Origin of the sequence: Clostridium sp. HV4-5-A1G (genome assembly GCF_900184915.1) — a bacterium.
Classification (GTDB): Bacteria; Bacillota; Clostridia; order Clostridiales; family Clostridiaceae; genus Clostridium_B; species Clostridium_B aromativorans.
Window position 1 is genome coordinate 1 of the sequence record NZ_FXYI02000029.1, and the last position, 26,819, is coordinate 26,819.

Consider the following 26,819-nt stretch of genomic DNA (forward strand, 5'->3'; position numbering starts at 1 on the left):
TGAATACTGTTAAAATTTTTTTATCCATATCCATTACACCAAACTTTATATATTAAAAGTTTATTATATACTTTTATTTCTATATAAACAAATTTTTAATATATTCTTATTTTAAAATATTCAGAATTTGAAGTCAAGCTTACTTTCATTTAAACTCTTAATTTATCCAAAACTCATAAATTTAAATTATAAAAAAGAGAGATTTTAGCATCTCTCTTGAACTTTATAATTTCATAGATTACATCATCCAAAATACCGTTAACTTTATTTTGACACCTATGTCTCCACAGGTGGATGTCCTCACAGATGTCTCCATCCTCCTACAGCCAATTGCTTAGGGTACATGTACTCATCTAAATATTGAACTTCCGTTTCTCTAATGTAGGTTCAAAACTAAAGCCTGCGTATATCTCAGAATCCTTACTATATTCTATTTATTAATATAGATTATACACTAATAAATTTATTATGTCAATTCTTGAGGAAATATCAAAACATCGCATCTTTACTGGGTTTATTTTTTATTATGTTTCCTATTTTCTCTATTATTTCCTGAAAATCATCATTGAAATTGTTTTCTATAATTATGTCAGCTTGATCTATAACTTTACCTGCTGATTTTTTTATTTGACAATCCCGAGTATTTTTTATCATGATAAAAACACCCGGATTAACAGCAGTTCGTAAACTATTTGATTCACATACTATAAGGGCACCTTTAGGTATACAGTCTATAACAGTCTCAAATCCTTCATATATATTACCTTCCAGTGTTTTCAGCCAGTAAACTCTATCCGCTCCTGCAGCTAATAATAAAGATGTATCTTTATTATTGGATGCATTCAATTCCTCCGTTATTTGAAAATTCCCCTTTAAGCTTGAACATGCCCCGCAGCCTTCTCCTCCACGTATACATTTTCTATTTTTATCGTGAATAGTTGTTACTTTTAAACCCACTACCGATCCATTTAATTTATATCTATTTATTATTAAACCGGCAAGAGTAGTTTTCCCGCTATTTCTAGCAGTTGAACCAATCAAAATCATATTGGGTACATTATGCATTCTGGTCACTGCTCAGCTCACCTCACTATCAATTATTGAACTATCATCCTAGAAAGCTATTTGTCACAGAAACATATAAATTCTATCATTACCCCCCTATAGCTGTCATATTTCTCTTTATATACTTTCCATTCTCCAGATCATGCTCTTTAGGTTTGTTCTTAATTAAGTTAACTATTATTTCCCTTAAGTCTTCCTCATTTCTCAATGCTGATCTCAGATCTATCTCATCATTTGAAAGAAGACAACGTTTAACCTTACCATCTGCTGTCAATCTAACTCTGTTGCAATTTTTACAGAACTTATGGGAAACAGGACTTATGAGCCCCACTCTCCCTTCTCCACCGGGTAATTTATAATAATTAGCCGGCGATGAAACATCCTCCTTTGTGACCTCCTTTAATTCTTTAACTTTCTCTAAAACCGTTTTATTGGATATAAATTTATTCAGTGACCAGTCCTTTGTCTGTCCGATGGGCATAAGCTCAATAAATCTTACATCTATTTTCTCATATTTTGTTAGATTGACAAAGCTTTCTATTTCACTGTCATTAAACCCGCCGATCAAAACCGTGTTTAATTTTATCGGTGCAAGTCCCACTTTCCTAGCTTCTTCAATTCCCTCAAGAACATCTTTCAGGCATCCTCCTCTAGTTATATCATGGTATTTTTTTTCATCTAAAGTATCCAGACTCACATTTACCCTGTTGAGACCTGCACTCCTTAAATTCCCGGCATATTTTTTAAGAAGTATTCCATTTGTAGTCATGGCAAAATCTTTAATTCCATTTAGCTTGCCTACGTTTTCAATTAAATTCAGGATGCCCTTTCTAATCAGGGGCTCTCCTCCTGTTATTCTCACTTTATTTACTCCCAATGACACAAAAATTTTCGCCAGCTCATATATTTCCTCCAGCCTCAATATCTGATCACGTTGTATTTTTGTTATACCTTTTTCAGGCATACAGTATCTACATCTGAGATTACATAAATCTGTAATAGATATTCTCAAATAATTTATGTTTCTTCCATACGAATCTATCATATTATTCCTCCATCACATATAGGCTAATGCATTTTTAATCATCTAATGAATTAATATATTTATCTAAATCCTTTTTAGTATTTATGTTTAGAAACATATTCCAGTCTGGGCTGTATCTTCTTGCTTCTTGCTCTTCTATATAGAAAGTATTGACTTTACTAGTTAAACAAGCTACAGCTCTGCAATTTTTTAAAAGGAGATTTTCTATATTTTTAATCACACCTCTAGAATAAAAAGCATTAAAATGTTCCAGCCTATTTCCCACTTTAGTTATACATGCATCTACATCTAAGTTCCTTATTTTTTCCTTCATATGTCTTATATAATCAATGTTTATATTCGGCATATCACAAGCTACGAAATACACATACTTGCTGCTGCTTTTCTTGAGTCCAATATGAATCCCACTCAACGGACCTTTTTGTTTTATTTCATCGCAAACTATCCTACATGAACTGCCTGCATACCGTTCTGGTTTATTCGTAACTATAATAATATCATCAAATTCTTTTTTCAATCTGTCAACCATGATTTCCAGCAATCTTTTTTCATTTATCTTTATAAATTGTTTATCAAATCCCATTCGTGAACTCTTTCCTCCTGCCAGTATCACAGCTGTTTTAAACTTTTCCATAGTTCCTCTCTTCTTTAAGACATTTTAGAAAACAGTTCTGCAACCTGTTTCATTATATTATAATTTGTCAAGTCATAATGCAGTGGAGTCAGAGTCACATAACCATCATTTATATATTTCACATCTGTAGTTTCATTACACTCCTTTGAATCCATACCTTTCCTCTTATATTTAAATCCCATATTACAGACCTTTATACCCTTTATTTTCTCTATTGGCAAGAGGGGAACGTTTAAATTCAAGACCACATCATCTTTTTTATATCTGCCCCTAATTGTAGAAAATACCTCCAAGGCATACTTTGCTGCTATATTATAATCGTAATTGCCGCCTTTGGTATCCAAAGATACCGCCATAGAAGGAACCTTACAGATAGCTGCCTCAATAGCTGCAGAAACTGTCCCGGAATACAGTACATCTATACCTAAATTAAACCCATTGTTTATTCCGGAGATTACCATGTCTATTTTTTTATCCTCTATTTTATTTAATCCCACCCTCACACAATCTGCAGGAGTTCCATTTATACTATATGCTTTTGAGTTAATCCCTGGAATTTTTACTTCCTCTGCAGTTAAAGATCTATCAGTGGTTATCGAATGTCCACTTCCACTCCTCTGCATGTTCGGAGCAGCAACTATAACTTCATTATCCTTTTCAAAACATTTTGCTAGAATATGCAAACCTTCAGCATCTATTCCATCATCGTTAGTGAGTAATAATCTCATATCTTATCCTCCTATTTATGAACTTCATTTTCAATGTCCTTCCATATCTCTTCGTCATTTTTATCCTTTATCACTTTGTACCTATTACCCTCTATAGAAATATCAAATTGACAAATTGCCGAATAAATACAGTAACTACAGGCGCTTCTATTTTTGTTCCTATATGGAGTAATCTCTATATTTCCCTCCAGCATCTTCTCGCATAATTTTTCTATAGTACCCCTCACATATTTTCTAAGAAGCTGAAATTGCTCAGCAGTTGCCAGAGACGAATTTGATTTTGAAAGAGTGCCATCCTTTTTTACAGAAGCAGGTATAATATTTGAAGATCTTTCCATATCCTTATCCATCTTTTTGATAATATCCGGATCACTCAGAAGCAGTCCGTTCATCCTCAAACTCTTAACTATTCTCTTTTCTATCTCACCCTCTGATATATCACTCGATGATCTTATTATAGGATCGTCTAGTTTAAAATACAATATGCCTGCAGGAATGGCATCTACATTAACTCTTTCATCTAATTCTGTAAGTATGGCATCTAAATATATTAAAAGCTGCATTTGAAAGCCATAATATATATCGGAAAGCTTAAACTCTTTAGTACCTGATTTATAATCTATTATTCTAAGATATGTCACGCTGTCCTCTTCCATGGTATCCACTCTGTCAGCTCTTCCCACAAGACTAACTTCTTCACCGGAATGAAGTTTTATTGAAATAGGCGGAAAATCACCTTTATATCCAAAGGATAGTTCATATGCCTTGGGCTGAAATTCCCCCCTCTTCATATGCTGTGTTATAAGCCACAGGGATCTTATAAGAATTCTTTTTATTCTATCCGTAAGATGTCTGTACCTTCTAGAGCTATTTAATACAGAACGGGGTTTATCATTTAAGGCCTTATCTACTATATAATTTACATTTTCTTCGCACCATTCTTCGTCTATATCTTTCCATGTCAGATTTTTCTCCTTTAAATCTACAGAAAATTTTTGGAGTATATCATGCATAAAACTCCCAAGATCCGGTGGACTAAAATTATACATTTTCCTTTCCTTAACTTGGAGTCCATATTGTACAAAATATGCAAATGGACACTGGGCATATTTTTCCAGCCTTGAAACACTCACTGTTAAATGCCCTCCATAAAGTTTTCTCACCTTACCGGTATCTATAATTTCCACTTTATTATTATAGGAAAATCCATTTAAAACGCCTTTTAATTTTTCATTCCACCGATTATCTCTTCTATACCACCTGTACACATCTATCCAAATAGGATTTATAGAATCACTATGGCCTATATTTTTTCTTATATTCAAAATCAACTCATTAAAAGTAGCTTTAGGTGTATTTACAGCTTCTATACTCTCTTCATCTCCTGCAGCATCCATCACATTACTTTCTTCCTGTAATTTTGGGAAAAGCTTTTTTATGATGGATATTACAATAGAAGGTCTTTTGGTCTTCCCCTCTCCGTCGCTCATGGAATAGCTCAATTTTAAATATTTATCCACTGCAGTCAGTGTAGTGTATACTAGAAACTGCTCCTCCAAAGCTCTGCTTCTGGTATTTTCTTTCAATTCCAATCCCCTTTCCCTGAGCAAATCTCTGTCTTCATCTGTAAAAATTCCATCTGAAGGTATAACAGCGGGGAAAATGCCGTCATTCACCCCTACAATATAAAGGGCCCTTATATCATGACTCCTGAGCCTAGTTACACTGCTTACTAAAACCTGATCCAGCGAAGGCGGGATCACTCCTATTCTATACTGTAAAAAGCTATTCACTAACATCTCATTAAAAGCTTCCATTCCAAAAGCTTCATCTCCCCTGGAATCCACTATTTGATCCAGTACATCCACCACTATATCCCATATCTGGCTGTACTCATTGGCTTTATCCAATTTGGAATTATCTTTAAAATCTTCTATAAGTTCCTTTATTTTTTCAGGGATTTTCAATTCACAGAGAAAATCATAAAGACCCTGGCATATCTGTACTCCCTTTTTTTTACCTTTTATAGCAGCTGAAAGTTTGAGTATGGGCTCTCTCACCTTGTCTCTTATGGAGTTTATTCTATTTAAATACTCTGCCTCCTCTTCAGATATCTCCTTTTCAGAAACATCATAATTCATTCTAAAATCCCAGGGTTCAGATTGAGTCCACCTTTTTCCTCTTATTCCATTTGCAAGGACATAGTTTTCCAGCATATCTATTTCATCAAATTCTAAATTCAAAATTCCTGTTTTCAAATATCTAAATACAGATTCATAGGACCAGTTTTTAGACAATATTTCCACAGCAGAAACTATCAAAATTATAATAGGATTATTTACAATTTCTCTCTTCTTATCTATAAAATAAGGTATGTCATATTCATTGAACACTGCTTTTATCAAACTTTCATATCCATCTAAATCTCCAGTTACAACTGCAATATCTCTAAATCTAAGGCCTTTATCTCTACATGCCTTTACAATATCTCTGGCAGTATGTTCTATTTCAGTATATTGGTTCAATGCTTTGTATATACCTATATCTTTAACTGATCTATCGTATATCCTATAGGGATAGGAAAACAAATAATCTTGAAGATGCTGGAGTTCAGGATTTTCTCTAAACCTGTGACAGGGGCTGCAATTTAAAACAATAGGTCTATCATAGGTTATATTGTTATCTTTAGCAATCTGTAAAAGTTTTTTCTCTGTAATCCTGGTGGGCAAAAATAAATCCATGCTTTCGGCAGAAGGATTTTTTTCTCTTCCTTCCATACATAGAGTTATATTGATCCTATATGACTTATGCATGATTTTTTTCAAGATTTCATATTCCTGGGGAGTAAAGCTGAAAAATTCATCCACCCATATTTCCGCATTGTCAAACATTTTGGATTCATCCAGTTTTTCGCTGAGCATGTTTAAGGTATCTTCCAAATCCAGATATTTTTTATGGAGTATATTCTCAAATTCAGAGAAAATTATGGCAATATCATCTAATTTGTTTCCTAAATTCACATTTTCCACTTTATCTACACTTTCTTTTAAAAGCATAGGAGATATTTTGTATCTTTTCAATTCAATTATAGAATCAGATATCAAATTTATGAACCCCTTCTCTTTAGAAGCTTTGTCAAATACTTTTAATCTGTCTCTATTTTCCTCTATTATTTTATATAAAAGTATACTCCTGCCTGCATCATTTATATTTTTTCTAGTCCCTCCTCCTACTTCACTAAGAACCCTTTCCGCCATCCTTCTAAAACTGAGTACCTGGGCTTTCAGCATACCCCTTTCCCCAATTGCCTCTATTAATTTTTTTTCTGCCTGAAAGGAAAACTGCTCGGGGACTATAATTATAAGCTTCCTGTCACTTCCATCGTATATCCTATTCTTTATACTGCTCAAGCAGTAGTGACTTTTTCCACTGCCTGCCCTGCCATATATGAATCTAATGCTCATAAAGCTACACCGCTTTCCAAAAGTTTAAGGCTTGAGTTTAAATGTCATAGAGGATTTCCAGTATATGCCGAAAATCCTCATCAATTGTGAACTGTAGACTGTATATCGTGAATTGTCTAAATTATTTTCTCTGAAGCATATCTGCTATTGCTGCCATATTTCCCAGAGAAGACACCGCTTCGTTGGGAAGGATAAGCTTGTTTGCTGGATTCTTAGCCATTTCCTTTAAGGCCTCTACTTGTTTCAAAGCTATTACCCTCTCATCAGTACCTGAATCTATTATGGCCCTGTTCACAAGATCAATGGCTTTTGAATCTGCTGCTGCTACGGATTCTATGGCCTTTGCCTTACCTTCCGCTTCCAGTATCTGAGATTGTCTAAGTCCCTCTGCCCTTCTTATATTTGCTTCTTTTTCAGCTTCAGCCTGCAGTATCTTAGCCTGTTTTTCTCCTTCTGCCCTGGCTATATCACTTTGCTTTTGCCCTTCTGCCTGAAGTATTACAGCCCTTTTATCTCTTTCAGCCTTCATCTGTTTTTCCATGGCCTGCTGTATTTCAGCAGGAGGCATGATATTTTTAATCTCCACAGACAGTATCTTTATTCCGTAGGCATCCGTAATATCATCCACTACCCTTAAAAGTTCACTGTTTATCTTATCTCTTCCTGAGAGCACCTCATCCAAAGTCATATTGCCTACAATATTTCTCATATTGGTAATAGTTGAAAAAATTATACCTGCCCTGTAATCTTCTATATTGTAGATAGCATCTTTAGGACTCAATACTCTATAGAATATGACATTATCTATGGAAATTTTTACGTTGTCCTGGGTTATGACACTCTGCGGCTCAATATCAAGTATCTGCTGTTTAGTGGAAACCTTCCTTCGTACAAAGTCCGCAAATGGAATTATAAAATGCCAGCCAGGCTGCAGAACTCTATGAAATTGTCCAAACCTTTCTATAATGGTCACATATCCCGTATTTACAATTTTAATAGAAGATATCACAGCAGCTAAAATAGCTATGAGAACAACCAGAATAAGAATTTTACCTATCATAATTACATCTCCAATCCATATAATATTTATTTTTAAACCACAATAAACTTACAATTTTTTTATAATCAACTTATTTCCTTCCATTCCCACTATCTTTATTCTGTCACCTTTTTTAAGTACATATTCCCTGTTTTTTATATTCCAGTAAACTCCATCAACTTTTACTCCATTATTTTTCACCATTTCTTCATCTACCACAATATCTTTGCCAATATAGGTTTTCTCTCTGAGCGGTGTAGGTTTTACAGATTTTTTTATATTTTTTTTCACTATTGGATAGCATATTATCATAAGTACTGTGCTTACGACCACAAAGACTATAAATTGTACTAAAAATGAATAATTCAATATTTGTGCTATAATAGCCCCAATAGCTCCAATCGTAAACCATATAAACAAAAATGCACTGGTCACTATATCTACTGTCAATGCTGCTGCTCCAATTACAATCCATAAAATAAGGTTAAACATACAATCCTCCTTTTATCATTCTATAATACAATGATACACCATTATATGCAATTAACAAAGTATAAAGTTCTCTAGTCCTTAATTATGGAGTCCACCCACAATTTATAGCTTGCATCCGAAGGCATTCTCCAATCTCCTCGTGGAGACAAGCTAACTGTACCCACTTTAGGACCGTCGGGAATTGCAGAACGCTTGAACTGCTGGGTAAAAAACCTCTTTATAAATACATCAAACCATTTTTCAATAACCTGACTGCTGTAATCATTTTTATAAGCCTGTTTAGCTAAAAACAGTATCTTCTGCGGAGAATAATTCAATCTCACAAAATAGTATAAAAAGAAATCGTGAAGTTCGTAAGGTCCTACTATATCTTCTGTCTTCTGGGATATTTGTCCCTCTTTATCCTTGGGCAAAAGTTCAGGGCTTACTGGAGTACTTAGTACATCTATTAAAATATCCGATATGTTTTGAGAAGTTTCCCTGTCTGCCACATATCTTACCAGGTATCTCACCAGTGTTTTAGGTATAGAACAGTTTACTCCATACATGGACATATGATCTCCGTTATATGTACACCATCCAAGAGCCAATTCTGATAGATCCCCCGTGCCAATTACAAGCCCTCCCTCTTTATTGGCTATATCCATTATAATTTGAGTTCTCTCTCGTGCCTGAACATTTTCATAAGTTACATCATGTATACGCCTATCATGGGAAATATCCTTAAAATGCTGGGTGCATGCATCTACTATGTTGATTTCCCTGAATTCCGTACCCAAATTTCTACATAAGCTCACCGCATTATTGTAGGTTCTATCAGTAGTCCCGAATCCCGGCATAGTTACAGTTATTACATTTTTTCTTGGAATTTGAAGGATATCAAAAGTTTTGACTGTCACCAGCAGTGCCAGTGTAGAATCCAGACCTCCAGATATACCTACCACGGCTTTTTTCAAATTAGTATGACTTATTCTCTTTCCAAGAGCTGCAGTCTGTATGTTGAATATTTCTCTGCACCTTATCTCCCTTTCATTCTTATTGTCAGGTACAAAAGGATGTTTTTCAACTCTTCTGTTGAACTCACCATAATCCATATTTTCAAATCTAAACTCTATGTTTACCGGTTTGTGTGAAAATTTTTTTACATTATCTCTAAAACTCACATTTTTCAGGCGCTGACTTTTTAATTTGTCTACATCCAGGATTGCAGTTATAACCTCATTTTCTCTTTTAAATCTATTATTTGAGTTCAGCAGAACGCCATTTTCTGATATGCACAAGTCACCGCTGAAAACCAAATCCGTAGAGGATTCAAATACTCCCGAGGATGAATATACGTAAGAGCACATACCCCTGGCACTTTGGGAACATATGAGATTCCTCCTGTAGGAAGACTTGCTTACAACTTCATTTGAAGCAGATAAATTTCCCAAAATATTTGCCCCCATAAGACAGAGATAACTGCTTGGAGGTATTACTGCCCAGAGATCTTCGCATATTTCAAAACCAAACCTGAAATCTCCACAGGTAAATATTAAATTCACACCAAAGGGTATATTCTTTTGAAAATAAAAATCAATGCTTTCGTCTATGACATCTATTCCCTCTGTAAACCATCTTTTTTCATAAAATTCCTCATAATTGGGGATATAGCTTTTAGGAACAATCCCCAAAATATTTCCCTTAAATACTATACATGCACAGTTATACAGGCAGTTATTGTATACAATAGGTGCTCCTACTGCTATTAGAATATCTTTCCCTTTAGAATAATCACACAGCTCCTTCAAAGCTTCCAGCGTCATTTTCAAAAGGAGCTGCTGCTCAAAGAGATCTGCACAGGTATACGAAGTTATGGAAAGTTCAGGAAATACCACAAGTTTTGATTTTTCCACCGATGCTTTATCTATACAATCCTCTATGTTTTTCAAATTAAACTCTATGTCCCCTATATTCGTCAGCGGGCAGGCCGATGACACCCGTATGAAATTCATTATATTTTACCTCCTATTGGCTTTTTATATCCGAGCTAAAAATTTTTCAATTTAATACTATAATAACATTATAAATAATATAAGCTAAATTATCCATTGATTATAAGCATTATAATGGGAACTATAGTAGACACCAGAGCCAGAAGCCATACTCCAAAGGCCGCCAGTCTATTGTTTTCCCTTACCCATACGTAAATCCCATAACTTAATGTATAGTAGCCAGAACACAATATCAAAAAACACAGTATATATTTCATTTTTCCACCTTTCCTCCAGAATCCCATATATCCGACGTATAAAAGCCCGCTCCCATTCTTCTTACATTTACAGTTAAATTTACATTGATCTTTGCATCCTTATAATGACTTAGCCAGTTATAATCTTCCCATTCCTGAATGGTTTTAAAATTGTCCACTACATGGTACCCAAATCCGAAAATATCAGATTCATATTCTTTTTGGGTTTTTTCAATGGTTTTATTTATACCCTTGCTCAAAAAATCTTTTATCTGAGCATTTAAATCCTGTATCATATATAATTTTTCATAGGGGGTTTTATTGTTAATGGAAACTATATCTGCCTCCACCTTCAAATTCACATCGATTACAGGCTTCCCACCGCTGAAATGTGCTTTTACCTTAGGCTTTCTAGCCAATTTAATATAGGCCACGATAACAGTACTAGGTTTGTACTTGTCATTTATAGTTATGGTGGCACCCCTAAACTTACCTTCTACAAGAAGATAGTACCTGGTTTCATAGCTATCCAGGTAACCTACCATTTTATCCCCATTAAATACAGCTGTACCTGAAAGCTCCCTCTTAGCTGATCCCTTTCTTGGAATTTCTCCGGGTAGATACCCTTTACCTGTAATAGGCGGAATATCTTTTTGATTCTCTCCTTCTCCTATATTGCTATAATCATTTACACCGCCATATGATGCAACAGGCTGTTTATACGATGAAAGAATACTCTGGTAAAAATCAAAAAATTGTTCCTCAGCGGAATAGGAATTATGCAGAGGCTGGGAAAAAAACAGTTCAACCATCTTGGGAAGGCTCTCTCCTATAATAGATAAATTTTCTCTGACAAAATTTTGGGCTTCACCTTTTACCACAGTAATAGCCACAGTATTTCTCATCTCCCTGTATCTCTGTATTCCTAAAATATATTTTCCTATCCCCTCCACTGCAATTTTTTCTGAAAATACAATGACTTTCAGATGTTTCAATGTGATTCTGCGGGATATTTCCTGTCCAAACATCTCCATGGACTCTATAATACTGGGAGCTTCTATAACAGCTATATTGGACTGCGTACGTTGAGTACCTTCCTGATTTCTGTTTGCTGCACCATATACAGAATACTGTATTGTAATTCTAAATTTGTTGTTGGCTCCCTTATCCACTCCCAGCATCACAGGGTAAACTTCATCATCAATTTCCACTGCATCATAGCAACCTGTAAGTACAGTAAAAAGCATAAGGAAGATCAAAAGCAAACTAATTTTTCTGTACATTTGAATTACCACCCTTTCTCTTTAATAGAATGGCTATGATAAGCACAGCAGTGGGTATAAAATAATTTATAAACATACTGTATTCACGGATTAATGCTAAATTTATGGATATCAGCTCCATTATATTTTTGGGGATAATTGCCACAACAAAAACCAGAAAGGCAAAGGGAAGCAAAAGGGGTTTATGGTCTTTTATATTGTATATTTTACAGTAAATACTTATACATATATAAAATGCTATAGCTGTAGTTATCATGGAAGGTATAACCCAGGTCATGAGAAATATTGTCTCCACTCTTTGAATAAATCTATTGAAATAAATTGTCCTTGAGAGTTCAAAAATACCAGATATATTTTCTTCTCCAAAAGCATAGTTGAAAGAGGCAAGGTAGAACATAAAGCAGAACATGAATACAATTCCAGAAAATATTATGCTTATAATACCTGCTTTTTTTATTTCTTTTAAATCTCTGAGGGAGTCTGTCACAACAAATAAAATTATAAATTCGCTGTAAGAAGAACTTCTCAAAAATTCGGACTTTAAAGTTTTGATAATGCCATATCCAAGGTAGGGCTTTAAATGATTAAAATTGTATATTGGATAGGCCATGGAAAACACCAGGACAAGGCCCAGTATAACGGGCACAAGGCAAATGCCGCACAACTGTCCAAGCCCTTTGAATCCAAAGTAGGTAATTAACATTGACACCAGTAGAATACATCCCATTATAAAGCTGGGAGGAGTCTGTGGCAGGTTGTATATCTTTATCATATCAACAAATTCCCTTAAATTAGATCCTGCATAAAAAACACAGTATGCGCAGAGTATCATTCCCAGTATCTTCCCCAAAAACTTGCCAACAACTTCATCAAATATCTGAATTAAATTCATTCCTGGAAATCTCTTCATAAGCATGTATATAATACAGAAAAACACCAGACTTATGATGCAGGAGCCTAGGGTTGAATACCAGGCTGCAGTTCCAACTCTCTGAACTATTGCAGCAGCACTGGAATAAAATATTTTATTTATAATAGCCAAGACTACAAGGGATACAGCTTGAAACAGCCCTATGTTACCTTCATTCATAAATCTCCACCTACTTCAAATATTTTTATCCTTCTTTTCAACATTGGCATCCTGATTCATCCAGCCTTTAGAATTCTCAGGCTGTCTTTTTGAGTCCATGGTATTTAATTCATCGGGCCTGAATTCCTGCTTCCAGATAGGGTAATTCAAAATAGTATCCTTGCTTTTATTTGTCTTAGGCGGAAAATTGGAGAGGAAAGGAACTCCGAAGGACTTTATATTGCCTAATATGGCTATATAAGCCACTATTCCCAGGCATACACCCAAAAGTCCCAGTATATATCCAAAAAAGATAAAGGACAATCTAATTATCCTGGTAGCATAGGTCAAGCTGAAATCAGGTATGGAATAATTTCCAAGTACTGTAAAGGAAATTACTATGATTAAAATAGGGCTTATTATGCTTGCCTGCACAGCTGCCTGACCTATTATAAGTGCACCTACTATACCTATAGTATTTCCCAAAATTCCCGGTATCCTTATACCGGCTTCTCTTATGAGTTCAAAGGAAATTTCCATAAATATAACTTCTACAATAGTGGGAAAGGGCACTTCTTCTCTCGTTCTGGCAATCGATATGAGAAGAGAAGAGGGGATCATCTCCTGATGATAGTTTATCAGTGCCACATACATCCCTGGAAGCAGCAGTGATACAAGTATTCCAAATATTCTAACAGCTCTCAGCAGAAAGCCATACTGCCATTTTAAAATATAATCTTCCGAAGTATGAAACAATGTGAAAAATGTAATCGGCAGAATGAGAACATAGGGGGTGCCATTTGAAATCAGCGCCACTCTTCCCTCCATAATATAATAGCATGTTCTGTCACTTCTCTCCGTAGACAGTACTGTGGGAACCAGAGACCAGGTGTTGTCTCCAATATATTCTCCGAGCATTCCCGTTCCAGATATAAAATCTGTCTTTATGCTGCTTATTCTTCTCTTTACTTCCTGTACTATTGCAGGGTTTACTATACCCTCTATGTACATAATTGCACATTCATTGTTATTGCTGTCCCCCACCCTGAGCTTTTCTGTAATCAGATCCTTATTTCTTATAAGTTTTCTTACAAGAGCTACATTAGTGGATAGATTTTCTGTAAAAGCTTCATAAGAACCCTTTACAGATCCCTCCGTCTGGGGCGTATTTACCTCTCTTTTTTCAAACCCCTTCGTGCCATAGGAGCCATAATAATCACATCCATCTATATACAGCACTGTATTACCTACAATTATCTGATATATGACATCTTTAAGTTTATTTACAGTTTTCATATAATTGATTTCAATTACATTATTTAAAATGAAATTTACCTCTTTTTGTTTTTTATCTGTATTCGAATCCTTATCTTCCTGATTCCCACTCTCATTTTCAATTCTATAATTTAGAAGAGGCCTCAATATGAAATTATTTACAATATTATTATCCACGGCACCATTCAAGTAAGCTATAAATGCATTATATCTTCCTGCAATCCTAATTCTTCTCACTATAATATCCTTGTTGACTGGATAGTGAAATTCCTGCTGAATAAATTCTACATTGGAATCAATATTCGATGAAATTTTGTCTTCATTATTCTGCTTGAGGCCATTTTTTATATTTAAAGAATTATAATCATAGCCTTTATTTCCTGAGTTTTCATTTATTTCAGGTATATAAAATTCCTGTACTTCCTTTTTATGTTTATATGTAATCAAAGAAGCCATACCTTTAAATATATTACCCATTATCATACCCTCCATTTAATTTACAATTTACAGTTCATAATGTACAATTAATGAAAATTTTTGGATAGAATTAAAAATTATTTTCCCGAAGATTTTAAATTAAACACAGTAAAAGCAACTAGGGGCAGTAGGAACAGTGCAGCTACACACACATATACATACAAATTCAGAAAACTAAAAAGTGTAAGTAAATTTTTTGAAGTCATATAGGATACCACATAAATGACAACAGTAAATACAATCAAAAATATATTGGGATTTACGACTTTATTTATTTTAAATTCTCTAAATATCAATACAAGGGCAAAAAATGTAGTTACATATTTTGAAAACCAGCCTGATATTACCTGAAATATCACATAGAATTCACCGCTGGCTATAAAGCCAAAGTACGATATGAGCTGAGTCTGGACCAATTTAGGATACACAATGGTATTTGCCCTCTCCACATTGAAAGTGGCAAGTACTCCCACTACAGCAACAATTATCATCTGAGCTACAAATAAATTACCCAAAAAAGAATATGTCCTAAGCCCCTTTTTAATATCCAGCTGACTCAAATAGGGCAGTGCTATAACAATGGAAGAATACATACCTATCGATTTCACAATGGATAAAAAAAAGTCAGCATTTATTCCATGTTCAAATATGGGGAACAATCTACCATAATCCTTAAATCTGGATGTCAAAATAGCCAGGTTTATTCCATTGAATACGGAAATAGCTATACACACCATGATAACTGCCATTACGGAATATCTACCCCTTTTTACGGTATAGAACCCCGGTATTACTACAAATAGCAGTATGTACCATACAGGACTTTCTATAAAAAAATTAGTATGTACTACATTTGCCTCTACAGAGGCACTCTCTATAAGAGATAAAAAAACCGCCGATGCAAATACGATTAAAAGCAGGTTTCCAAATAAATTTCCAAAAGAAGTAGTAAATATTTCATGCAAACTATAACAATTGTTTTTCAAACATATATTTATCAGGTAGTCAAAATAAATCAACATTATCATACAAGTTATTATAATAGCCACCCAGCTGTCTCTGCCGGACATGTTCATAAAAATTTGAGGATATGTTTTCAAACTGGATATTGACAGGGCAGACACTATGAAAAATATATGTTTAAAGCTGAATTTGCCCATAAATAATCTCCATTCACACTAAATTTTACATAAGAATATTATCTGCTAAACCATGAATGTTATTCAAGAAAATACAGATAATATAGCTGGTGATGAAAATATGAATGATTATTTAAATTATATAAACGAAAAATTAAAGAATAACTCTGATTTAAAACACCGTGAAATAAAATGCAGTAGGGGAATCATATATCTGTTATTTATAGACGACATGTGTGATTCAAAATTTATAAGCGAATATATAATAGCCCCTCTGATAAAAAACAGCAAATCCATCACTGACGTGGAAATGATAAAAGATCAGGTTCTCTACAGCAACTCCCTAGGTGATGTAAATTCCAAAGATGATGCACTACTGCACATTTTATCCGGTGACGTTATAATATTATCTGATTTTTATGGCAATGTCATATACTGTGAAGCCAAAGGATTCAACAAGAGAACTATAAACACCCCTTTAACTGAAACAGTGATAAAGGGCCCAAGAGAAGGCTTAACAGAAGCTTTAATGGACAATATATCTCTTATAAGGAGAAGAATAAAAAGCCCACAATTAAAAATAGAATACAAGATTGTAGGTAAAATTTCCAATACAACTGTAGTTTTTTTGTATCTCCAAGATCTGGTTTCACAAAAGGTAATAAAATACATCAATGATAAATTTTCAAAAATGAACATAGATTTTCTTCTCGATACAAATTATATAGAAGAACAGTTAAAAAATTCAGGAACTATTTTTGATACCATAGGTTATACTGAAAAAGCCGATACTGCAGCATCCAAGATACTACAGGGCAGGGTGCTTATTCTTGTAGACGGTACTCCCTTTGCCCTCAGCGCACCTTATTTCTTTATAGAAAATTTTCAGATGGCGGATGATTATTATCTGAATACTTACTACACAAGTATAGTCAGACTAATTAGAATTGCAGCTTTTGGGATTTCAGTATTTCTGCCAGGACTGTATATAGCACTTACAACCTATCATTTTTCACTTATACCTCTTATATTTGTATTCAGGCTCTCTTCATCCAGAGCAGACGTGCCCATTCCCACTGTTATAGAAGTTTATTTGATGTTGTTTTTCTTCCAGCTTCTAAGGGAAGCTGGAATACGGCTTCCCCAACCCATAGGGCAGTCCATGAGTATAGTAGGAGCACTCATACTTGGCCAGGCAGCAGTAAGCGCCGGCCTTACTTCCCAAAGTACGGTTATAATAGTGGCCATATCTGCCATATCTTCCTTTTTAACACCTAAATTATACGGTCCCATACTTGTATGGAGTTCTATAATACTGCTCCTGTGTTCTCTAATTGGTATGCTTGGATTCTTCATGGGATTGTTCGTAATGATATCGGATGTAGCATCTCTGGATAGCTGCGGCTACCCATACATTACCCCTATACTTACCAGAAAGAATTTAAGGTACAGGGATATTTTCCTCAGAGGAAAATTGACCAATATATCCAATAATAATTTTAACAAGGATGATAAGATATGAAAAAATTTCTCTGCTGCTTTCTAATAATATGTGCATCTTTCCTCACTGGATGCTTTAACTACAACGATATAGATAAGGTCATATTTGCAACAGCCTGTATAATAGATGTAGATAGCCAGGACAATCCCATAATTTATGTAGAAGCCTTCAAGCCTCAAAAAACTGTTACCAGTTCTTCTAACAGCGACCAGAGGATCCTCTTTAAAGGTTCAAGAAAAACTATGTTTGAAACCATAAGAGATATAAATCTATCTTCCAATTACAAATTAAATTACACTCAGAATATGGGAATTATATTTACTCAAAAAGCTGCAGAACGCAGCATGAAAGATTTTATAGATTTTTTTGAAAGGGATCAGGAATTTGTACTAAGGGCAAATATAGCTATTCTAAAGGGGTGTCCGGACAATTTTATCAATATGAAATTAAAGGGTCAGGAATATCTGGGGGTCTTTATTCATGACCTAATAAAGAACATACCCTCATCCTCCAGAGAAGTTATGACCAGCTTAAATGATTTTTTAAATGAAATGCATACTAAATCCAAGACATCTGTTATTCCCATGGTACAGATAAAACAGGATCAACCCGAAAATAGAATAGAAATAGGAGACGGGGCCATAATCACCAATTACAAAATGGTGGACACATTGAGAAGAGAAACTGCATTAGGCTATAATTTTATGTTGAATAATATAAACGGAGGCTCCATGGAAGTCACAAATCCGGATATTTCCTCCAAATATATAGGACTGGAAATACTAAAAAATACCACAAAAACAAAAATGTATTACGATGGTAAAAAATTAGTAGTAAAAAAAATAATAAACACAAAAGCAAGCATATCCGAAGCACAAAATAAACTCAACTTAAATCAAGCCTCCATAAAAGCAATAGAGGCAAATGCGGAAAGGAACATAATTTATGCCTGTGACGATATATTTAAACAATATAAGGATAAAAATTTGGATATATTTCATATAACGGAAGACTTTCAAAGAAGATATCCTAGAGAAAATTCAGATAACATATTTCAAAAAAGCCAGCTCAAAATGGACGTACACGTTTCAATAGAAGGCTCTTCCCTTAAAACAAATTTTGGAGGTTAGTTTTCTGGCATCATTGCGAATAATAGTATATAATGATTTTTGAATACAATAAAAATCATATTCAAATATCAAAGTTCAATATTGTAAATTGCAAACTGTGCATCGTTTAAGTTTGCACTTTGTACTTTGAAAAAGCTAGGAGTGAAATAAAATGGTATCGTTAGGGAAATTCAATCTCTTAAAAATAGCCCGGAAAACCAAGTTCGGATATTATCTGGATGCCAAAACAGGCAGTATCAGGGATGACATACTTCTTCCAAATAAAAATACCCTGGGAAAAGAACTTTCCATAGGGGATGAGCTAAATGCCTTTATATATAAGGATTCAAAAGACAAAATAATTGCTACTCTTAAATCACCACTGGCTCAGGTAGGAGAAATTGCACTGCTAAAAACAGTATCGCAAGTCAGCTTCGGCTATTTCATAGGCATAGGCCTGGAAAGGGATGTGCTGGTTCCAATATCAGAACAAAAGTATAAACTCATTCTGGGAAAATGCTATCCCTTTTACCTCTATCTGGATAAGACAAATAGAATAGCTGCAACTACAGACATAGACAGATATCTTTTAGAAGTGGAGGAGGAAAATGAAAAATACAATATAGGTGCAGAGGTAAAGGGCATTGTCTATGGTTTCCAGACAAACAACAGTGCCATGGTGGTAATTGATAAAAAATATAAGGGTGTTATATTAAGAAATGAATATTTTACAAAGCTAAATATCGGCGATGAACTCAATTTGAGAATAAAAAGGATTTACGAAGATGGTAAACTGGGACTTACGCCCAGGAAAACTCCAAAGTACGAGAGGTTATCCCTGGAGGATACAATACTGGATTACCTAAAATCACACGGCGGGTTTATGCCCTATAATGACAAAAGTTCTCCTGAAGATATAAAAACCACATTTCATGAAAGTAAAAATTATTTTAAAAACGCCCTGGGAGGACTTATGAAGAGAAATTTAATTTTTCAGGATGAAAATGGAACAAAACTCATTAAGTAAAAGCTGTATGCGATTCATTTCAGAATTGCATACAGCTTTTCAAACTAGGAAAGAAAATCAAGAGCTACTTGAGTATAAGCTGCTGTCCCTATGGGAAGGGCATCTTCATCCACATTAAAATAATTGGAATGATGAGAGTAGTTGCATCCCTTCTCCTCGTTTCTTCCACCAAGGAGCATCAATGAACCCGGAATTTCCTCCAGATATTCAGAAAAATCCTCTGAGCCCATTATTCTGTCTATACTTATGACTCCATCTTCACCCATAAACTTTTTTATGGAATTTATGGCCGCTCTAGTGTGTTTGGGTTCATTATCAGTCACAGCACATTTAAAAGTATAATTAAATTCATAATCACATCCATATGCTTCACAGGTGTTTTTAATTATTCTCTCCATCCATTTTGGAAGTTCCTTTCTAACATTAGCATTGAAAGTTCTGTTCATACCTTCCATTTCAGTGGTACCGGGAGTTACATTAAATCTCTCTCCGCCTCTTATAGTTCCTATATTTATTACTATTGGACTTCTTACATCATTCACCCTGCTCACTATAGTCTGTATACCCTGAATTATTGCAGAAGCGCATGTTATGGAATCCACTCCCTGCCATGGAGAAGAACCATGACAAGATTTACCAAGCACTTTTAATTTCCAGATATCTGCACTCGCCATAATTGGCCCTTCCTGTAATGACACTTTATTTATGGATATATCAGACCATACATGCATACCAAAAATATAGTCCACATCTGGATTTTTAAGGGCTTCCCCCTGCACCATCTGCTTTGCTCCTTCCGCAATTTCTTCTGCAGGCTGAAATAAAAATTTAACAGTACCCTTTAATTCATCCTTTTTCTCAGACAATAGTTTTGCTGCTCCTAAAAGCATAGAAGCATGGAAATCATGCCCACAGGCATGCATATAACCTATATTTTCCGATGAAAACGGAAGACCTGTCTTTTCAGTTACAGATAATGCATCTATATCTGCCCTGAGTGCAATAACCTTACCTTTTGAACTTCCTTCTAGAATGCCAACTATTCCTGTTTCTCCAATATGATCCACTTTAATCCCCATGTCAATTAAATTTTTAGTAATTATTTTGGATGTCCTGTACTCTTTAAGCGACTGTTCAGGATGTCTGTGAAAATCTCTTCTTAAATCCACCAACCAATCTTTAATATTTTTTGCCCTCTCCAACACGTCATTCCCCATATAAATAAGCGCCTCCTAATTTTAATAAATAATTTATAATAGCTTAAGGAATATACTAGCTATGACTACAGATGCAATAGATACTGTCATAAAACCACCTACCAGCATTCTAGGAAGCAATATGTCTATCAGATAATTTTTTTCTTCCTCTGTACTGCCCACAGATTTACAGACTTCCGTAGTTATAACATAATCCGCCGGAAAGCCGAAAAGTGCTGTAAGTGCACAGGCAAAAGCCATTTCTTTTGAAAATCCAAGAGGTCTACCCACGAGCATTGACATTATAAACATACCCAGAATTCCCAAAATTATAAGTACAATTATCGGTCCTATTATTCCTAAAAGCTGTGCTGGTGTAACACTGGACAGCTGCGAAAATACATAGGCCAGAAGTCCCAATATAAGCCAGTTAAAAACCCCTGCTTTGACAAGAGACTGTTCTTCCAGAAAACCCAGTTCACAAAAAACAACTCCAAGTATGAGACATATCACATACTGATTCACTGCCCCGCCAGTTAAATTAGACAGCCATCCCGCAAGCATGGATACCAGTATTACTTTAAAAAGTATCATTGGAGAGCTCTGATAAGCTTTCGGAAGTGCAGGTATAAGCTTTTTCCTCTCACTTTCTTCCTGAAACATACTTCCTTCTTTTAGAACTTTTGGATCAGGACCATTTTCTCTAAAGTCCTTTATAACTCTCTTTCCCTCTTTTTTTAAACACCAGGAGGTAATAGGATATCCAAAAAAACTGTGGGTTATAAACATAGCTATTGGAAGTACTGCAAGAGCAGTAATACCTTGAGCCTTCAATCCCTCAGACATAAGTAATGCTGCCACTATTCCCCCAGTAAGAGGTGGTGTTGCAGCCACAACTGTGTGCCAATCGAACAGCAATAGTCCTACAGTCATAGTCAAAGCCATAATTCCACACACTCCACAGACTGCAACCACTACCGCCTTCCACTGACTTATCAGTTTTCTCAAACTCATAAGAGTACCTAGATGTACAAGAAGAAGTCCCATAGCAATCTGTATAAACTCTTTACCAAAAGATGCCCGTACAACTACATCCTTTGGTGCAAATGTCCAAAATGCTATTAAAAATAAAACAGCCGAGATAAATACTGAAGGAACATAGGCCTTCGTTTTTTCTGATACAACTTCCCCTATTAGTAAAAATGCCATTACTACGAGGAAACATTCAACAGATGTAAATTGCATTAACTTCACCCCTTTTTAAATTACAGAAAATTATTTCAGTATTTTTATTAGTAGCATTTACCATGCCAATAAAAACCTTATTGGCAATCATGAAATTTATCATTCATATAAATAGTATATTAAACTATAGTATTCATATATACATTCCATTAAATATTTTCATTTAGTAAAATACTATATAAACTCCTGCTTGTAAACATATAACCTCGATAAAATCATCACATAAAATTTTAATTTTCTGATTCATAATTTATTTTACTTTACATTTTAAAAATATAGATATTAAATATTCATTTAAAGTCGACATTATATTTGTATAAGAGATCTTTTTCACGGTGTTATGATCTTTCGTATTGAAATCATGTGCATCAATATGTTACAATTTTAGGGTAACATATTGATACATTTTGTAATTGCAACAGCAAAATTTATTGTACACTCAAAAAAGGTAAGGTGATGACATTTTAAATTATGAACGATAAAATTTCCAGAATAGAATTAAAACAGTATATAAGTAACATAAATCACATGATATTTTACAATATTTCACTTCCAGTTATATTTGTAGATGCCAAATGCAATATATTAGATGTAAATCCTGCTTTTACAAAATTTTTTCAAATTACACTTAAAGATTTGGAGGATTCCCAAGTAGAAAATATCATTCCCAATTCCAAACTTCCAGATGTAATTAAGACAGGAATCCCTGAAAATGAGAAGATATATAAATTTAATGATAAAACGAAAGTTATCATTCACAGTATTCCTCTTTTATACGGAAATCAATTAATAGGAGGAATGAGCTTATTTACATCTGAGTCCTTTGATAATACAGATATGGCCAATAAATTCAATAGTATAAATGCATCATTTCATGCAAAATATAATTTCAATGATATTTTAGTAAACTCCACTAGCGGAAAAAAGTGTAAAAAAATGGCAGAAAAGTTTGCTCTTTCTAATTTTACTGTACTTATAACCGGTGAAAGCGGTGTTGGTAAAGAAATGTTTGCCCATGCTATTCATAATAAAAGCAAAAGACGACTTAATCCATTCGTAAAAGTAAATTGTGCCGCAATACCAGAAAATCTTGCAGAATCAGAATTGTTTGGATATGACAGCGGCTCTTTTACCGGAGCTTCAAAAGAGGGTAAATGCGGAAAATTTGAACTGGCAAATGGCGGAACTATATTTCTGGATGAAATAGGGGATATACCATTAGTTCTTCAAGCAAAACTACTTAGAGTTTTACAGGAAAACGAAGTAGAACGTATAGGCAGTAATAAAATAATAAATATAGATGTAAGGGTAATAGCTGCCACCAACTGCGATTTGAAGAAAAAAGTACTTCAGGGTACTTTCAGAAAGGATTTGTTTTACAGGCTTAATTTTTTAAATCTTGAAATTCCTCCTCTCAGGGAGCGTAAGGGGGATATAGACATTTTGGTAGAATCTATACAAAATAGATTCTACCAAAAATACAACATAAAAAAATATTTTCCCGACAATATATTAAAAGTTCTATCCTCCTATGACTGGCCCGGTAATATAAGAGAATTGACAAATATATTGGGAAGGATAATGGTAACTTCCAAAAATAAAGTTATAACCATGGATGATTTACCTGAATTTTTATTAGAAGACAACCATCAAAATGATCTCAACGAAAATAATAAAGATAAGCTTCTAAAAAATTCCATCCATGAAACTGAAAGTAAATTGATAATGAATACATTGATAAAAAATAATTTTAACAAATCGAAAACAGCGGAAACTTTAGGAATTCCAAGAATGACACTTTATAGGAAACTAAAAAAATTATTTCCCAGTGAAAATAGCTCACATTTTATCTGATGGTTACCATTGCTTATTCAATTTAAATGGAGATTTTCGTTTTTGTCCGAAAATCTCCATTTAACATTCATTTCCCACTATTAACTTTTAACTATCCTGTTCCAGAGTATTTTTACAGTTTCATTCACAATAAGAGGTATTATGGATAACAAAAGTACAAACAGCCAGTCATTCAAGGTGAGCCTAAACACTTTGAATACAGATGCCAAAAATGGCACTGTGATCACTATATTCTGAAGTATTATTCCAAGTACTATCGCACCAATCAAATACTTATTGGTAAAAATTCCAACCTGGAACATGGATTTTTCACTATGTCTTATACTCAAGGTATAAAAAAGCTGAGACACACTCAATACCACAAAAGACATAGTCTGGGCATGCATAAGAGAATTTGGATATATTCTGGTACCTACATAAAAAGCACTCAGCGTGATTATACCTATCAAAATACCGTTGCCTATTAAAAGTGCCCCATTTTTTCCTGAAAATAGTCCCTCTTTCGCATTACGAGGTTTTTCTTTCATTATATCCGGATCATCAGGATCCACTCCCAGGGCCAGTGCTGGAAGGCTGTCTGTTATAAGATTCACCCATAAAAGGTGAATGGGTCTTAATATCGAAGGCCACCCCAGAACTATGCCAATAAACAGAGCTATTATCTCTCCTATATTGCAGGAAAGAAGAAATACTATGGATTTCCTTATATTATTGTATATATTTCTTCCCTCTTTTACCGCTTCCACAATAGTTGAAAAATTGTCATCAGTCAATATCATATCCGAGGCATCTTTAGCCACATCAGTTCCCGTAATTCCCATAGCTACACCTATATCTGCAGTTTTTAACGAAGGTGCATCATTCACACCATCTCCAGTCATGGAAACTATATTTCCCTTTTTCTTCAATGTCTTTACAATTTTCACTTTGTGTTCAGGTGATACTCTGGCAAAAACTCTCAAATGGTCAATTTTGTCTTCGGCATCCTCTTCAGATAATTTATCAAATTCATATCCCAGTATGACCTGAGAGGAATCCTTTGCTATTCCAAGCTCTTTTGCTATGGCAAAGGCTGTATTCTTATGATCTCCAGTAATCATAACCGTCCTTATACCTGATTTTCTACATTCTTCTATGGAATTTTCAACATTTTCTCTTGGAGGATCTATCATTCCAACCAGACCGACAAAAGTCAAACCTCTTTCCATAGAATCAATTTCAATTTCAGTTGAATCCACCCTTTTAAAAGCTGCCGCAAGTACCCTAAGGGCATCTTTCGACATGCTGTCAGAAGCATCCATTATTTTTGATTTCAGCTCTTCAGTAAGTGGAACTATATTATCATTTACATATATGCTGTTACACAGCTTAATTAAATTATCCACAGCCCCTTTTGTAATTACATCGTACTTATCACCGAATTTATTCAAAGTAGTCATAAGCTTTCTGTCCGAATCAAAGGGTATCTCATTTGCCCTGGGATGTAACTTATTTTCATCTTCCTTGTATAAATCAAATTTAGCTCCTAATTCAAGTAGTGCAATTTCAGTTGGATCTCCGGTTTTGGAATCTGCAGAATAAGTAGCATCATTACAGAGCATCATATCTTTTACAAGAGCGGAATGAACTTTGTTTTTCACATCCAGACCTGAAATATCATTCAAAATGCCATCAGCATAAAATTTCGTCACAGTCATTTTATTCTGTGTTAAAGTCCCAGTTTTATCGGAACATATTATATTTACGGAGCCTAAGGTTTCTATGGCAGGCAATTTCCTGACTATGGCATTCTTCTTTATCATTCTCTGGACTCCCACTGCAAGAACTATGGTAACCATGGCAGGTAATCCCTCCGGAACAGCAGCCACTGCCAGACTTATGGCTGTCAGAAACATTTCAAATAAATCCCTTTTTTGAATCACTGCCACACCAAACATGAGAACACATATTATAAGTACTGCGAAACCAAGTGCCTTACCAAGCTGTGCAAGTTTCACCTGAAGAGGAGTCAGATTTTTTTCATCCTCATCAAGCATTTTTGCTATCTTCCCTATCTCAGTATTCATGCCTGTGGCTACAGCAACACCTACACCTCTTCCATAAGTTACCATAGTCGACATAAAAGCCATATTCTGCTGATCTCCAAGAGATATATTCTCACCTTCTAAGACATTCTCTGCATATTTTTCAGAAGGTACTGATTCACCGGTTAGAGCTGATTCCTCTATCTTAAGGTTGGCAGTTTCAATTAACCTTAAATCGCAGGGGACGTACTTGCCAGCCTCCAAAATCACTATATCTCCTATTACTACCTCTTCGGAAGCTATTTCCTGAATACTCCCATCTCTTTTCACAAGTGCTTTGGGAAAAGAAAGCTTTTTTAAGGATTCAAGTGCTCTTTCAGCTCTTGATTCCTGAATCAATCCTATTACGGCATTTAATATAACTACAATTACTATAATAACTGCATCACTTACTTCTCCAAGTAAAGCGGAAATTACGGCCGCTGCCAGCAATATATATATCAACACGTCATTTATCTGTTCAAACAAAAGTCTTAAAACAGATTTTTTTTTCTTCCCTGCCAATTTATTGGGACCATATTTATCTTTTCTAATTAAAGCTTCCCTTGAACTCAGTCCATTTATCCTATCCGTATTGAATTCTTTTATTATTTCATTTGAACTTTTCTCAAACCACATAAAATCACCTACCCAAGTTTTATTTTTTGAAAACACTGTAATCTTATACATATTAAATAGCCATTATCACTGTTATATAAAAATTCTATAGTCAATTATATATTTAGCTGTGAGTTATGATAAAATTATACTATATTTTTGCCAAGATATTATATATGTCTCTTATACAAATATAAGAGCAAACGATACCATAATAGATATACTATGCCGTATTCTTATTGAAAAAAAAAATAGGGTGGGTGCGG

20 protein-coding genes are annotated in these 26,819 nt (G+C 34.6%); 4 read left to right on the plus strand and 16 right to left on the minus strand.

Annotated features, from left to right (window positions below; genetic code table 11):
- Window positions 1-489 precede the first annotated feature (489 nt).
- The 13 genes from J5G60_RS05085 to J5G60_RS05145 all read right to left on the minus strand — a co-directional run bounded on the left by J5G60_RS05085 (window position 490) and on the right by J5G60_RS05145 (window position 15,961).
- Entirely contained in the window at window positions 490-1,065 is a 576-nt protein-coding gene (locus tag J5G60_RS05085; RefSeq protein ID WP_150355956.1) for a hypothetical protein, read from the minus strand.
- An 88-nt stretch (window positions 1,066-1,153) separates the two neighbouring features.
- On the minus strand, window positions 1,154-2,110 hold the full coding sequence (gene moaA, locus J5G60_RS05090; RefSeq protein WP_150355930.1) for a GTP 3',8-cyclase MoaA: 957 nt from the start codon (window positions 2,108-2,110) through the stop codon (window positions 1,154-1,156).
- 34 nt (window positions 2,111-2,144) lie between these two features.
- Window positions 2,145-2,744: a molybdenum cofactor guanylyltransferase gene (mobA, locus tag J5G60_RS05095; RefSeq protein ID WP_150355931.1), complete on the minus strand. Its 600-nt coding sequence runs from the start codon at window positions 2,742-2,744 to the stop codon at window positions 2,145-2,147.
- Window positions 2,745-2,758: 14 nt separating this feature from the next.
- Window positions 2,759-3,472 (minus strand): 5'/3'-nucleotidase SurE, encoded by a 714-nt coding sequence (gene surE, locus J5G60_RS05100; RefSeq protein WP_150355932.1) that lies wholly within the window; start codon window positions 3,470-3,472, stop codon window positions 2,759-2,761.
- Between the two features lie 11 nt (window positions 3,473-3,483).
- On the minus strand, window positions 3,484-6,936 hold the full coding sequence (gene addB, locus J5G60_RS05105; RefSeq protein WP_150355933.1) for a helicase-exonuclease AddAB subunit AddB: 3,453 nt from the start codon (window positions 6,934-6,936) through the stop codon (window positions 3,484-3,486).
- Window positions 6,937-7,057: 121 nt separating this feature from the next.
- Entirely contained in the window at window positions 7,058-7,996 is a 939-nt protein-coding gene (locus J5G60_RS05110; RefSeq protein ID WP_150355934.1) for an SPFH domain-containing protein, read from the minus strand.
- A gap of 48 nt (window positions 7,997-8,044) precedes the next feature.
- Window positions 8,045-8,467, minus strand: a complete 423-nt coding sequence (locus J5G60_RS05115; RefSeq protein WP_150355935.1) for an NfeD family protein — start codon at window positions 8,465-8,467, stop codon at window positions 8,045-8,047.
- Window positions 8,468-8,538: 71 nt separating this feature from the next.
- Window positions 8,539-10,461, minus strand: a complete 1,923-nt coding sequence (locus J5G60_RS05120) for an NAD(+) synthase (RefSeq protein ID WP_150355936.1) — start codon at window positions 10,459-10,461, stop codon at window positions 8,539-8,541.
- A gap of 89 nt (window positions 10,462-10,550) precedes the next feature.
- Entirely contained in the window at window positions 10,551-10,718 is a 168-nt protein-coding gene (locus tag J5G60_RS05125) for a hypothetical protein (protein ID WP_179976933.1), read from the minus strand.
- A complete protein-coding gene (locus J5G60_RS05130; RefSeq protein ID WP_150355937.1) occupies window positions 10,715-11,980 on the minus strand; it encodes a Ger(x)C family spore germination protein in 1,266 nt (421 codons plus the stop codon). The genes J5G60_RS05125 and J5G60_RS05130 overlap by 4 nt, the downstream gene beginning before the upstream one ends.
- The gene (locus J5G60_RS05135; protein WP_150355938.1) at window positions 11,964-13,070 is read right to left on the minus strand and encodes a GerAB/ArcD/ProY family transporter; all 1,107 of its coding nucleotides are present in this window, start codon (window positions 13,068-13,070) and stop codon (window positions 11,964-11,966) included. The genes J5G60_RS05130 and J5G60_RS05135 overlap by 17 nt, the downstream gene beginning before the upstream one ends.
- A 15-nt stretch (window positions 13,071-13,085) precedes the next feature.
- Entirely contained in the window at window positions 13,086-14,801 is a 1,716-nt protein-coding gene (locus tag J5G60_RS05140) for a spore germination protein (protein ID WP_229980955.1), read from the minus strand.
- A gap of 77 nt (window positions 14,802-14,878) precedes the next feature.
- Complete coding sequence (locus tag J5G60_RS05145) at window positions 14,879-15,961, minus strand: endospore germination permease (RefSeq protein ID WP_150355940.1); 1,083 nt, start codon at window positions 15,959-15,961, stop codon at window positions 14,879-14,881.
- A 100-nt stretch (window positions 15,962-16,061) separates the two neighbouring features.
- On the opposite strand from J5G60_RS05145, the gene J5G60_RS05150 reads away from it, so the two are divergent.
- The 3 genes from J5G60_RS05150 (at window position 16,062) to J5G60_RS05160 (ending at window position 19,577) form a co-directional block, all read left to right on the plus strand.
- The gene (locus J5G60_RS05150) at window positions 16,062-17,462 is read left to right on the plus strand and encodes a spore germination protein (RefSeq protein ID WP_150355941.1); all 1,401 of its coding nucleotides are present in this window, start codon (window positions 16,062-16,064) and stop codon (window positions 17,460-17,462) included.
- Window positions 17,459-18,571 carry a Ger(x)C family spore germination protein gene (locus tag J5G60_RS05155; protein WP_150355942.1) on the plus strand — a complete coding sequence of 371 codons (1,113 nt, stop codon included), beginning with the start codon at window positions 17,459-17,461 and terminating at the stop codon, window positions 18,569-18,571. The genes J5G60_RS05150 and J5G60_RS05155 overlap by 4 nt, the downstream gene beginning before the upstream one ends.
- Before the next feature lie 151 nt (window positions 18,572-18,722).
- Complete coding sequence (locus J5G60_RS05160) at window positions 18,723-19,577, plus strand: CvfB family protein (RefSeq protein WP_150355943.1); 855 nt, start codon at window positions 18,723-18,725, stop codon at window positions 19,575-19,577.
- Between the two features lie 44 nt (window positions 19,578-19,621).
- Here the strand turns inward: J5G60_RS05160 and J5G60_RS05165 are convergent, their stop codons facing one another.
- Window positions 19,622-20,794 (minus strand): M20 metallopeptidase family protein, encoded by a 1,173-nt coding sequence (locus tag J5G60_RS05165; RefSeq protein WP_150355944.1) that lies wholly within the window; start codon window positions 20,792-20,794, stop codon window positions 19,622-19,624.
- A 33-nt stretch (window positions 20,795-20,827) separates the two neighbouring features.
- Entirely contained in the window at window positions 20,828-22,018 is a 1,191-nt protein-coding gene (locus J5G60_RS05170; RefSeq protein ID WP_150355945.1) for a hypothetical protein, read from the minus strand.
- Window positions 22,019-22,489: 471 nt separating this feature from the next.
- Between J5G60_RS05170 and J5G60_RS05175 the strand changes: the two genes are divergently transcribed.
- Window positions 22,490-23,872, plus strand: coding sequence for a sigma-54 interaction domain-containing protein (locus tag J5G60_RS05175; RefSeq protein ID WP_150355946.1), 1,383 nt, complete (start codon window positions 22,490-22,492; stop codon window positions 23,870-23,872).
- A gap of 80 nt (window positions 23,873-23,952) precedes the next feature.
- Here J5G60_RS05175 and J5G60_RS05180 read toward each other — a convergent pair whose 3' ends face one another.
- Window positions 23,953-26,574: a calcium-translocating P-type ATPase, PMCA-type gene (locus J5G60_RS05180; RefSeq protein WP_150355947.1), complete on the minus strand. Its 2,622-nt coding sequence runs from the start codon at window positions 26,572-26,574 to the stop codon at window positions 23,953-23,955.
- Window positions 26,575-26,819: the final 245 nt, after the last annotated feature.